Genomic DNA, 12,626 nt, shown 5'->3' on the forward strand with positions numbered 1-12,626 from the left:
TCCACATACTTTGTGAACCACCTCAATCCCTGTAGGAGCCTGGCTTGCCAGCGATGGCGGCCTGAAGGGCTTCCAAGATTACTTGGAAAGAAACCGCATCCCTTCCTCCAACCCCCGAAGGGTCAGCGGATACATCTGATCATCAATCAAGTCCCGCACAATATTGGTCGACGATGTATAGCCCCACGTATCTTTCGGATACGGGTTAATCCAGATGAGTTTCTTGTACTTCTCCCTGAACCGTTGCATCCACACATACCCGGCTTCTTCGTTCCAGTGCTCGACGCTGCCGCCCGCCTGGGTGATTTCATAAGGCGCCATGGCGGCGTCACCGATGAAGATCACTTTGTAGTCGGCGCCGTACTTGTGCAGCAGGTCCTGGGTTGATGTGCGTTCGGAGGTGCGACGCATGTTGTTCTTCCACACCGATTCATAGATGAAGTTGTGGAAGTAGAAGTACTCCAGGTGCTTGAACTCGGTCTTGCAGGCCGAAAACAGCTCCTCGCAAATCTTCACGTGCGCGTCCATCGAGCCGCCGATGTCGAACAACAGCAACAACTTGACGGTGTTGCGCCGCTCCGGCCGCATCTGGATGTTCAGCAACCCGGCATCTTTGGCGGTGTGGTCGATGGTGCCGTCGATGTCCAGCTCTTCCGCGGCACCCTGACGGGCAAATTTTCGTAAGCGGCGCAGGGCGACCTTGATGTTGCGCGTGCCCAGTTCCACCGAATCGTCGAGGTTTTTGTACTCGCGCTGATCCCAGACCTTGACCGCTTTACCCTGACGTTTTCCGGCATCGCCGACCCGAATACCTTCCGGGTTAAAGCCGCCGGAGCCGAACGGACTGGTGCCGCCAGTGCCGATCCACTTGTTGCCACCGGCATGGCGTTCTTTCTGTTCTTCGAGGCGCTTCTTGAACTCTTCGATCAGTTTGTCCAGGCCGCCAAGGGACTGAATCGCCGCCCGTTCTTCGTCAGTCAGGGAGCGTTCGAACTCCTTGCGCAGCCAGTCTTCGGGAATCAGTGCCTGAAGGTGATCGTCGAGTTTTTCCAGGCCGTTGAAGTAGGCCCCAAACGCCCGGTCAAACTTGTCAAAATGCTTTTCGTCCTTCACCAGAATCGCCCGGGACAAATAATAGAACTCGTCCATGTCGGCAAAGGTCACGCGCTGTTTCAGTGCGTTGATCAGGTCCAGCAGCTCACGCACCGAGACCGGCACCTTGGCGGCGCGCATTTCATTGAACAGGTTGAGCAGCATGGCATCAGCCTCTTAGCGGGTGCCGCGACGGCTCATGAACGCAAGGCGCTCAAGCAACTGCACGTCCTGTTCGTTCTTCACCAGCGCACCGGCGAGCGGCGGAATGGCTTTGGTCGGATCGCGTTCGCGCAGTACCGCTTCGCCAATGTTGTCGGCCATCAGCAGCTTGAGCCAGTCCACCAGTTCGGAGGTCGATGGCTTCTTCTTCAGGCCCGGCACTTTGCGCACGTCGAAGAACACGTCCAGCGCTTCGCTGACCAGATCCTTCTTAATGTTTGGGTAGTGCACATCGACGATCCTCTGCATCGTGGTGCGATCCGGGAAGGCGATGTAGTGGAAGAAGCAGCGGCGCAGGAAGGCGTCCGGCAGTTCTTTCTCGTTGTTGGAGGTAATGATGATGATCGGGCGCTTCTTGGCCTTGATAGTCTCGTCGATCTCGTAAACGTAGAACTCCATCTTGTCGAGTTCTTGCAGCAAGTCGTTCGGGAACTCGATGTCCGCCTTGTCGATCTCGTCGATCAGCAGAATCACCCGCTCTTCGGATTCAAAGGCTTCCCAGAGCTTGCCCTTTTTCAGGTAGTTGCGAACGTCGTGGACCTTCTCTGTGCCCAGTTGCGAGTCGCGCAGACGGCTGACCGCGTCGTACTCGTACAGGCCCTGATGCGCCTTGGTGGTGGATTTGATGTGCCAGGTGATCAACTTGGCCCCGAAGGACTCGGCCAGTTGCTCTGCCAGCATGGTTTTGCCCGTGCCCGGCTCGCCCTTGACCAGCAGTGGACGCTCCAGGGTAATGGCGGCGTTGACCGCCAGCTTCAGGTCATCGGTGGCGACGTAGGCCTGGGTGCCTTCGAACTTCATCTGCTAATCCTCGAACGGTAACGCCGACCTGAATGAGGCAGGGCGGGGCGCAATAATGGTGATGCCCGACTATACCGCGCTGCCCGGTCGACTGTGAACGCAGACGGCTTATTCAGTCTCTGAATGGGGCGTCACATCTTGACTCAGTCTCGGCTGCTGGCCAGTATTGAGCTATCGCCATTTTGGCGATAGCTTGCGGAGCATGTCTACTAAATATCGATTTCGCGATACCTACCGCATTCAGTTGCGCGAGAAGGATCATCCGCCACCCCATGTCCAACTTACAGGTGGCGGGCTGGATGTGATGCTCAGCCTGGAAACCGTCGAAGTGATGGTCGGTAAGGCGCCGCCGTTGATTATCAAGGAAGCGCTGGAATGGGTCAGGGCCCACCAAGTGCAATTGTTGGAGGATTGGAAACGATGTTACCCATGAAACGACCACGGCTGTCAGCCGTTCAGACGTTGCCGGATAACCGTCTGGCGCTGACTTTTATCGATGGTCAGCAGTTAACACTCGATTTGAGCCGTGACCTGCACGCCTATCCAGGATTGCAGCCAGTGCTGGCGCCGGGCGCGTTCGACGGTGCGTCTCTAGGCGATGATGGCTGGAGCGTCGAGTGGCCTGAGCTGGACATTCAAATCGGGGCAGACACCCTGTATCTGGATGCACTCGCACAAAACGCATCCGACGAAAACACTCGTACGTTCATTGAGTGGCGCGCTCGCACCGGCTTGTCACTCAATCAGGCGGCTGAGGCGCTTGGGGTCAGCGCCCGCAGTATCACGCGCTACAGCAGTGGTCGTGAAGTGGTGCCGCGTTCATTGGCATTAGCCTGCCTGGGCTGGGATTTCCTTCAACAGCAATCGACGTCTGCACGGGCAGCTGAAGAAACCGGTCGCTATACCGTCACACGCAAACCCTAACCAGCCTCTGGCTTCGGACGCTCATACTGGGCGTTGAACGCCTGGATGAAACCATTGCGCAAAATCTGCAAAAACGCCTGGAACGCACTGATATCCTGGCGATGCACGTTGCCTTTCAGTTCCACTCGGGTCGCGAACTGGTTTTTGCCCTGGTTTTTCAGAACGGTTTCAGAGCCTCCGACGATGGCCTCCCAGATCGATCGGAAAATCCCTTTGTCCTTGTTTTCAACGTCTTGCTGCCAGTTGAACACGTCGACGTCTATGAGCAACGGTTTGATGTAACCGGTCAATTGGGCTTTTTTGGCTTGCGCTTCAATGACCACATCGCCATGACCCGCGTTGAAGTCGAACTTGCCATAGGCCGAGGCGAAATCGTTCATGCGCTTGAGTTCGATGCCTTCGGCGCGCAGACGAAACTCAAAGTCTTCGAAATTGCTAAGTGGATCGAACGTCGCGGTGGTTTCCAGAGGTGCGTGTCCGAGCAGCAGGGCCTTGCCTTCGAAGCGAGCGTCACGCTTGCCTTGTTTGTCGACCACATTGGTCAGGTTGTAAATGTTGGCATTGACCTGAGTGGCGTTCATATTCACGGGAGGCTTGGAATTGAAGTTGCGAAAACTGAGTTTGCCGTCGTGGATCCGCACTTCGTCCAGGGTGACGGGTAACAATTTGCCCAGTTGCGCGCGCCAGTCGGTGCCTTGACCGGTTTGCGAATTTTGCTTATTGGCGCCACCGTCGACGAAGTTCACCTCGGGGTTGAAGAACTGCACTTGGGCGACCACTGCATGGTCATGCCAGAGCGAATGCCAACTGACGGAGAGGTCGATGAGCGGTGCGTTGACGAAGGGCACCGGGACCTTGCCGTCGACCTTGACGATTTTCAGTCCGTTGATTTTGTAAGCCCCGCGCCACAGGGCCAGGTCTACGTCGGTGATCTGGCCACGGTATTCGCCCATGTCCGCCAGTTTGTCGTTCAGGTAGTCGCGCACCATATAGGGCAGGGCGATGTGCAGGGTAATCAGCAGCACAACGAGGCCGGCGAGCGTCCACAGGGGCCAACTGTATCGACGTTTCATGGTGGTAAATCTCTGGCGTTGTAAAGCGATTGACTGCGCTGACCACCGGACGTTCGACCTGACTGGACGCCTAGGGGCAAGAGGCTTACCTTGATGCGCTAATTCCATGCTGTAGTTAAGGACCCGGACATGAGCCGTATCTTCGCTGACAACGCCCACTCCATCGGCAATACGCCCTTGGTGCAGATCAACCGCATTGCCCCGCGCGGCGTGACCATCCTGGCCAAGATCGAAGGGCGCAACCCCGGTTATTCAGTCAAGTGCCGGATCGGCGCAAACATGATCTGGGACGCCGAAAGCAGCGGCAAACTCAAGCCTGGCATGACCATCGTCGAACCGACCTCGGGCAATACCGGCATCGGCCTGGCGTTTGTCGCCGCTGCCCGTGGCTACAAGTTGATGCTGACCATGCCGGCATCCATGAGTATCGAACGACGCAAAGTACTCAAGGCGCTGGGCGCGGAACTGGTGCTGACCGAGCCGGCCAAGGGCATGAAGGGCGCGATTGAGAAAGCCGGCGACATCGTTGCCAGCGATCCAGCCAAATATTTCATGCCTGCCCAGTTCGACAACCCGGCCAACCCGGCCATCCACGAAAAAACCACCGGTCCGGAAATCTGGAACGATACCGACGGTGCGGTCGATGTGTTGGTGGCAGGGGTCGGAACGGGTGGAACCATTACCGGTGTTTCGCGATACATCAAGAATACTCAGGGCAAACCGATTATCTCGGTGGCCGTTGAGCCTGCGGCTTCTCCGGTGATTACCCAGGCCATCGCCGGCGAAGAGATCAAGCCGAGCCCGCACAAGATTCAGGGCATCGGTGCCGGTTTTGTGCCTAAGAATCTGGACCTGTCGATGGTTGATCGGGTTGAGTTGGTCACCGACGAGGAGTCCAAGGCCATGGCCTTGCGCTTGATGCAGGAAGAAGGGATTTTGAGCGGTATTTCGTGTGGCGCGGCCATGGCTGTTGCTGTTCGCCTGGCGGAAACCCCGGAAATGCAAGGCAAGACCATCGTGGTAATCCTGCCGGACTCTGGCGAACGCTATCTTTCGAGCATGCTGTTCAGCGATCTGTTTACCGAACAGGAGAATCAGCAATAAGCGCACTTTGGGGGCTAAGCGTCCATTGATGAGTTGGCGGGATTGATTAAGGTCAGTCCTCGTTCAGCTTCCTAATGCTAAGAATTGCTTGTTGCGCATTTATTACTGAATGTTGCTTCAGGCGGTTTTTCCCGGGATCAGGGAATGTTTATGATGGCCGGGCGCCACGCCGGGTAAAGGGCGTTGAGCGATAAGTCTATTTTCAAGGAGTCGTAGATGAGCTTTTCCATTGCCGCGAAAGCGTCGGTGTTGCTGCTGTTTCTCGGCAGCACGCTCTATGTCCATTTGCGTGGCCAGGCACGATTGCCGGTTTTACGGCAATTCGTCAATCATTCGGCGTTGTTCGCTCCCTACAACGCCTTGATGTACCTGTTCTCCAGTGTGCCGTCCAAACCCTATCTGGACCGCAGCAAGTTTCCGGAACTGGACGTGCTCAAGGACAACTGGGAAGTCATCCGCGACGAAGCCATGCACTTGTTCGACGAGGGGTATATCCGCGCTGCCGAGAGGAACAACGACGCCGGTTTCGGTTCGTTTTTCAAAAAGGGCTGGAAGCGCTTTTACCTCAAGTGGTACGACAAGCCGCTGCCTTCGGCAGAAGCCCTGTGCCCGAAGACCGTGGCGCTGGTAAGCAGCATTCCCAACGTCAAAGGGGCGATGTTCGCGCTGCTCCCAGGTGGCAGCCACCTCAATCCGCATCGTGATCCGTTTGCCGGTTCTCTTCGTTATCACTTGGGGCTGTCGACCCCCAACTCTGATGATTGCCGCATCTTTGTTGACGGCCAGGTGTACGCCTGGCGCGATGGCGAAGACGTGATGTTCGATGAAACCTATGTGCACTGGGTCAAAAACGAAACCGAGAAGACCCGGGTGATCCTGTTTTGTGACATCGAGCGCCCATTGAGCAGCCGCGTCATGACCTGTATCAACCGGGGGATCAGCGGTTTTCTCGGGCGCGCCACCGCTCCTCAAAACCTTGATGATGAACGCGTCGGCGGGATTAACCGGGCGTACGCCTGGAGCAAGAACTCCAGCGACAAAGTCAGCGGGGTGGTTAAGCAGTGGAAGCGTCGTCATCCCAAGGCCTACCGCGTGATGCGGCCGGTGGTGGCGGCGGGGGTGCTGGCGTTGTTGGGGTATTGGTTGTTCGGTTGATGTTGGTCGTGAAACCAGAAACCGCTCCTTATGAGCGGTTTTTTGTGCGTTTCAAGGGCGCCCGGCGAGCAGGCCAGGTTCTTCGGCTTCGGTGCCCGTGACAAGTATTTGTAAAAGACGCCGCTGACTGGCAGTCAGTGCGCTCAAGCGCAACGGCCCGATTCGCCAGGCGTTCGAGATTACGTGTCGGATGGGCATCAACAGCTACTGATCCACAATTGCCAAAAACAACATAGATCCTGTAGGAGCAAAGCTTGCTCGCGATAGGGATGGCACGATTTTCAGGAATACCGCGTCACCGCTCATCGCGAGCAAGCTTTGCTCCTACAGGATCAGGCAAAAGAAAACCCCCGATCAATCCAGAGGACTGATCGGGGGTTTTTGAGTAAGCGCCTTTCAGCGCCCACCGGCTCAGCTTATTGGCAAGCTTCGCAATCCGGCTCGTCGATGGCGCACGCCTTTGGCACTGGAGCAGGGCCGGCAGGTGCTGCCAGGACCGAATCTTCACCGTGGTTGCCGCCGCTGGAAACAGCGTTCAGCTTGCCGGTGTTGATGGTCGACTTCTCGGTGCTGGTCGCGGCCAGGGCACGGAGGTAGTAAGTGGTTTTCAGACCACGGTACCAGGCCATGCGGTAGGTCACGTCCAGCTTCTTGCCCGATGCTCCAGCGATGTACAGGTTCAGCGACTGAGCCTGGTCGATCCACTTCTGGCGACGGCTTGCCGCGTCAACGATCCACTTGGTGTCCACTTCGAAAGCAGTCGCGTAGAGCTCTTTGAGTTCTTGCGGGATGCGTTCGATTTGCTGCACCGAACCGTCGTAGTACTTCAGGTCGTTGATCATGACCGAGTCCCACAGACCGCGAGCTTTCAGGTCGCGAACCAGGTACGGGTTGATCACGGTGAATTCGCCCGACAGGTTCGATTTCACGTAGAGGTTCTGGTAGGTCGGTTCGATCGACTGCGAGACGCCAGTGATGTTGGCGATGGTCGCGGTCGGTGCGATGGCCATGATGTTGGAGTTACGAATGCCTTTCTGAACACGGGCGCGAACCGGTGCCCAGTCCAGGGATTCGTTCAGGTCAACGTCGATGTACTTCTGGCCACGTTGCTCGATCAGGATCTGTTGCGAATCCAGCGGCAGAATGCCTTTGGACCACAGCGAACCCTGGAATGTCTCGTAAGCGCCGCGCTCGTCGGCCAGATCGCAGGAAGCCTGGATCGCGTAGTAGCTGACCGCTTCCATCGACTTGTCGGCGAAGTCGACGGCCGCGTCGGAACCGTAAGGAATGTGCTGCAGGTACAAAGCGTCCTGGAAGCCCATGATGCCCAGACCGACCGGACGGTGCTTGAAGTTGGAGTTCTTCGCTTGCGGCACCGAGTAGTAGTTGATGTCGATCACGTTATCGAGCATGCGAACGGCGGTGTTCACGGTGCGTTCCAGCTTGGCGGTGTCCAGCTTGCCGTTGACGATGTGGTTCGGCAGGTTGATCGAGCCCAGGTTGCAAACGGCGATCTCGTCCTTGTTGGTGTTCAAGGTGATCTCGGTGCACAGGTTCGAACTGTGAACCACGCCGACGTGCTGCTGCGGGCTGCGCAGGTTGCACGGGTCTTTGAAGGTCAGCCATGGGTGGCCGGTTTCAAACAGCATGGACAGCATTTTGCGCCACAGGTCTTTGGCCTGGATGGTTTTGAACAGTTTGACCTTGCCTGGGTATTCGGTCAGGGCTTCGTAGTACTCGTAACGCTCTTCGAAGGCTTTACCGGTCAGGTCGTGCAGGTCCGGCACTTCGGATGGCGAGAACAGGGTCCACTTGCCGTCATCGAAGACACGCTTCATGAACAGGTCAGGGATCCAGTTGGCGGTGTTCATGTCGTGGGTACGACGACGGTCATCACCGGTGTTCTTACGGAGTTCGATGAACTCCTCGATGTCCATGTGCCAGGTTTCCAGGTAGGCACACACAGCGCCTTTGCGCTTGCCACCCTGGTTAACGGCGACGGCGGTGTCGTTCACTACTTTGAGGAACGGTACAACACCCTGGGATTTACCGTTGGTGCCCTTGATGTACGAACCGAGCGCCCGAACCGGCGTCCAGTCGTTGCCCAGGCCACCGGCGAATTTCGACAACATGGCGTTGTCGTGGATCGCGTGGTAAATGCCCGACAGGTCATCCGGCACGGTGGTCAGGTAGCAGCTCGACAGCTGTGGACGCAGAGTACCGGCGTTGAACAGGGTTGGAGTCGAGGACATGTAGTCGAAGGACGACAACAGGTTGTAGAACTCGATGGCACGGTCTTCTTTCTGCTTCTCTTCGATCGCCAGGCCCATGGCCACGCGCATGAAGAAGATTTGCGGCAGTTCGAAGCGGATACCGTCCTTGTGGATGAAGTAACGGTCGTACAGGGTTTGCAGGCCCAGGTACGTGAACTGCTGATCGCGCTCGTGGTTGATCGCCTTGCCGAGTTTTTCCAGGTCAAAAGTAGCCAGGACCGGGTTCAGCAATTCGAATTCGATACCCTTGGCGATGTACGCAGGCAGCGCCTTGGCGTACAGGTCGACCATCTCGTGGTGGGTCGCGCTTTCGGCAACGTTCAGGAAGCTCAGGCCTTCGGCACGCAGGGTGTCCATCAGCAGGCGGGCGGTGACGAACGAGTAGTTCGGCTCACGCTCAACCAACGTACGGGCAGTCATCACCAGGGCGGTGTTGACGTCGGTCAGGGCCACGCCGTCGTACAGGTTTTTCAGGGTTTCGCGCTGGATCAGGTCGCCGTCGACTTCTTCCAGGCCTTCGCACGCTTCGGTGACGATGGTGTTCAGGCGGCCCATATCCAGAGGTGCAAAGCTGCCATCGGCGCGGGTGATGCGGATCGATGGGTGAGCGTTGACGGCTTCTTCGGCCGGAGCGTGGGCGGCGCGTTGTTTCGAACGGCCGTCACGGTAGATCACGTAGTCGCGGGCTACTTTCTGCTCGCCGGCACGCATCAGGGCCAGTTCAACCTGGTCCTGGATTTCTTCGATGTGGATAGTGCCGCCTGATGGCATGCGACGCTTGAAGGTCGCGGTGACTTGTTCGGTCAGGCGGGCAACGGTGTCATGGATTCGCGACGAGGCGGCAGCGGTGCCGCCCTCAACTGCGAGAAACGCTTTGGTGATCGCGACGGTGATTTTGTCGTCGGTGTAAGGAACGACAGTGCCGTTACGCTTGATCACGCGCAGCTGACCAGGCGCGGTGGCGGACAGATCCGAAGTCGAATCAGCGGCCTGCGGCAAGGTGCCCTGCGGGTTCTCGCGAGTTGTGTCGGTTTGCATGGGGGGTTGTCTCCACATTCTCTATGTTTGTTTGGGCACCGTCACGGTGCCCACCGTTCTGTCCAAAAGCACTACAACCGACGGGCGTCGGGCATAACAACTTCGGGACAGTAGGAAAAAGGCTAATGAGGCCGCGTCCTTGCCGAAGTTTTTTGGTTGCGAGCCTGGGCTCGAAACCGGATTCCTTTCGGGGTGCCAGTACTGACTGCAACACCCGTACCGTTTTGGCTGTTCGGGCCTGAAAAAACGGTGCCATCCGCCAGTGCGGTTTGGTCTTGTAAAATCACGCTGTGTTCAACCATAAACAGGCAATAAAGCGCTTGAGTTTCTGGTCTGAAATGTGGTTGGGCTTTTAAGCTAAAACCCTACATGTAGGGTTTTTTTAGCGCCGGGGTACAAGATAGTGCGTTTTTGGAGGTGTTGCAACGTACTGCCTGTGGATAAACCTGTGTGTAAATTGTGTGTGAAAGGTGGAACCGGCGTGTAGGCCGCGACCTAGCGGGACCGAGGCATTTTTCATCGATTTTCAAGGATTGAAAACTGCCGTCCGGATTTTTAAGGGCGCGAACCCTACCACAAAAAACCGACATGTCCGAACGCATTTGCCGGCTTGTGTTCTCGACGGGCGGCGTTTATACAATCGCCTCATGGTTACGCATTCTTATCCTCCCAATCATTACAAAAAGACGGGCGGATCCTTCCTTATTAGTGTAGTTGGCAAGCAGAGGTCACCGTGGAGCAAGAAGCCTGGCAGGTATTGATTGTGGAGGACGACCAGCGTCTGGCCGAACTGACCCGCGACTACCTGGAAGCCAATGGCCTGCGCGTCTCGATCGAGGGCAATGGGGCGCTGGCGGCGGCTCGCATCATCAAGGAGAAACCGGACCTGGTGATCCTCGACCTGATGCTGCCCGGCGAAGACGGCTTGAGCATTTGCCGCAAGGTTCGCGACAAGTATGACGGCCCGATCCTGATGCTTACCGCCCGCACTGACGACACCGACCAGATCCTCGGCCTGGACCTCGGTGCCGACGACTACGTGTGCAAACCGGTGCGCCCGCGCCTGTTGCTGGCGCGCATTCAGGCCCTGTTGCGTCGCAGCGAAGCACCGGAGGCCCTCCCGGGAAAACAGCGGCGCTTGCAGTTTGGTCCGTTGGTGGTGGACAACGCGTTGCGTGAAGCCTGGCTGCATGACAACGGCATTGAGCTGACCAGCGCCGAGTTCGACCTGCTCTGGCTGCTGGTGGCCAACGCCGGGCGCATCCTGTCCCGTGAAGAGATTTTCACCGCATTGCGCGGCATCGGGTACGACGGTCAGGACCGGTCCATTGATGTGCGCATTTCGCGCATCCGCCCGAAAATCGGCGATGACCCGGAGCACCCGCGGCTGATCAAAACCATCCGCAGCAAAGGTTATCTGTTTGTTCCTGAAGCTTGCGTAGACCCGTCGCTGTGAATTCGATCTTCCTGCGCATTTATGGCGGCATGTGTGCGGCGCTGATTTTGGTCGCGGTGCTGGGCGTGCTGGCGTTGCACTTGCTCAACGAGGTGCGCGGCGAGCAATACCGCGAGCGCCTGGCGCACGGTACGTTTTCGTTGATGGCCGACAACCTCAATCCGATGAACGAAACCGAGCGTCATCGCGCCTTGCTGGTTTGGGAGCGCTTGCTCGGGATTCCATTGGCGCTGACCACGTTTGCCCAGACCGACCTCGACCTCACCCAGCGCACCCGCGTCCTGCGCGGTCAGGCGCTGGTGGAACAGACCGGCCCGCACGCGGCGAAAGTCTATCGGCTGGTCAGCGACAAGGAACAGCTTGTGCTGACGGGTGAGGTGCAGCAGATCAGCGAGCAACTGGCCCGCGCCACTATTTATCTGCTGGCCGATGAACTGGTGCGCTACCCGGTGGCCGAGCAGCCCCAGCGGCTGGCGCTGTTGAAAGAAGAGAAAAGCTTTGGTTTCGACTTGCGCCTGGTCAAGGTCGAGCAGGCGGACATGGACGAAGACCAGAGCCGTCGGGTGTCCGAGGGTGATACGGTGATGGCGCTGGGCAAGGGCGGCGACTCGATCCGGGTGTTTGCCGGCATGGTCGGTACGCCGTGGGTGCTGGAGATCGGCCCGCTGTACCAGATGAATCCATATCCGCCCGAATGGCTGGTGTTGATCGCCGCCCTCGGTTTGAGCCTGATCGGTCTGATCGTCTACCTATTGGTGCGGCAACTGGAGCGCCGTTTGCGCGGTCTGGAAGCGGCCGCCACGCGGATTGCCCAAGGCAGCCTGGAAACCCGCGTACCGGCGCGCGGCGCCGACTCGGTGGGGCGACTGGCCGCGGCGTTCAACGGCATGGCCGAGCACTTGCAACAATTGCTGGCGATCCAGCGTGAACTGGTGCGCGCCGTGTCTCACGAGTTGCGCACGCCGGTGGCGCGCCTGCGTTTCGGCCTGGAGATGATCGGCTCGGCCACCACGCCGCAGCAGCTGGAGAAATACCGCGAGGGCATGGACCACGACATCGAGGACCTCGACAAACTGGTCGACGAGATGCTGACCTATGCGCGTCTGGAGCAGGGCTCGCCGGCGCTGAATTTCCAACGGATCGATCTGGACGCACTGGTCAATCAAGTCATCGAGGAACTGGCGCCATTGCGCGCCGAGGTCACGGTGCAGCGCGGCTTGTGTTTGTCGGCCGCTGATTGCGATGACGCCTGGGTCGAGGCCGAACCGCGTTACTTGCATCGGGCCCTTCAGAACCTGGTCAGCAACGCCATGCGCCACGCCTCGTCGCGGGTGACCGTCAGTTATCAGGTGGGGCAGCAGCGCTGCCGGGTGGACGTCGAGGATGACGGGCCGGGTGTGCCGGAGTTGGCCTGGGAACGAATTTTCACGCCGTTCCTGCGCCTGGATGACAGCCGTACCCGCGCTTCGGGCGGGCATGGGTTGGGGC

The 12,626-nt window shown here is 58.1% G+C and carries 10 protein-coding genes; 6 read left to right on the forward strand and 4 right to left on the reverse strand.

The window, feature by feature from the left end; translation table 11 throughout:
- Positions 1-78: 78 nt before the first annotated feature.
- Together KGB06_RS01595 and KGB06_RS01600 are read right to left on the reverse strand one after the other, a co-directional pair.
- Entirely contained in the window at positions 79-1,257 is a 1,179-nt protein-coding gene (locus KGB06_RS01595) for a vWA domain-containing protein (RefSeq protein WP_007946791.1), read from the reverse strand.
- Between the two features lie 12 nt (positions 1,258-1,269).
- A complete protein-coding gene (locus KGB06_RS01600; RefSeq protein ID WP_008153159.1) occupies positions 1,270-2,115 on the reverse strand; it encodes an AAA family ATPase in 846 nt (281 codons plus the stop codon).
- A gap of 202 nt (positions 2,116-2,317) precedes the next feature.
- Between KGB06_RS01600 and KGB06_RS01605 the strand changes: the two genes are divergently transcribed.
- Positions 2,318-2,548, forward strand: coding sequence for a DUF4160 domain-containing protein (locus tag KGB06_RS01605; RefSeq protein ID WP_223511430.1), 231 nt, complete (start codon positions 2,318-2,320; stop codon positions 2,546-2,548).
- Positions 2,536-3,039, forward strand: coding sequence for a DUF2442 domain-containing protein (locus tag KGB06_RS01610; protein ID WP_223511432.1), 504 nt, complete (start codon positions 2,536-2,538; stop codon positions 3,037-3,039). The genes KGB06_RS01605 and KGB06_RS01610 overlap by 13 nt, the downstream gene beginning before the upstream one ends.
- On the opposite strand, the gene KGB06_RS01615 is transcribed toward KGB06_RS01610, so the two are convergent.
- The gene (locus KGB06_RS01615) at positions 3,036-4,112 is read right to left on the reverse strand and encodes a DUF748 domain-containing protein (RefSeq protein WP_223511433.1); all 1,077 of its coding nucleotides are present in this window, start codon (positions 4,110-4,112) and stop codon (positions 3,036-3,038) included. The genes KGB06_RS01610 and KGB06_RS01615 overlap by 4 nt on opposite strands.
- Positions 4,113-4,241: 129 nt before the next feature.
- Here KGB06_RS01615 and cysK point away from each other — a divergent pair, with 129 nt between their 5' ends.
- Together cysK and KGB06_RS01625 are read left to right on the forward strand one after the other, a co-directional pair.
- Positions 4,242-5,216, forward strand: coding sequence for a cysteine synthase A (cysK, locus tag KGB06_RS01620; protein ID WP_223511434.1), 975 nt, complete (start codon positions 4,242-4,244; stop codon positions 5,214-5,216).
- 216 nt (positions 5,217-5,432) lie between these two features.
- Entirely contained in the window at positions 5,433-6,371 is a 939-nt protein-coding gene (locus tag KGB06_RS01625; protein WP_223511435.1) for an aspartyl/asparaginyl beta-hydroxylase domain-containing protein, read from the forward strand.
- Between the two features lie 416 nt (positions 6,372-6,787).
- Here KGB06_RS01625 and KGB06_RS01630 read toward each other — a convergent pair whose 3' ends face one another.
- A complete protein-coding gene (locus KGB06_RS01630) occupies positions 6,788-9,682 on the reverse strand; it encodes a ribonucleoside-diphosphate reductase subunit alpha (protein WP_223511436.1) in 2,895 nt (964 codons plus the stop codon).
- Between the two features lie 733 nt (positions 9,683-10,415).
- Here KGB06_RS01630 and KGB06_RS01635 point away from each other — a divergent pair.
- Positions 10,416-11,138 carry a response regulator gene (locus KGB06_RS01635; RefSeq protein ID WP_223511437.1) on the forward strand — a complete coding sequence of 241 codons (723 nt, stop codon included), beginning with the start codon at positions 10,416-10,418 and terminating at the stop codon, positions 11,136-11,138.
- Positions 11,135-12,626 (forward strand): ATP-binding protein (locus KGB06_RS01640; RefSeq protein ID WP_223511438.1); only part of this gene is annotated, 1,492 nt, incomplete at its 3' end. The genes KGB06_RS01635 and KGB06_RS01640, both read left to right, overlap by 4 nt.

The organism is Pseudomonas sp. GL-B-19, from assembly GCF_019956415.1.
GTDB lineage: Bacteria > Pseudomonadota > Gammaproteobacteria > Pseudomonadales > Pseudomonadaceae > Aquipseudomonas.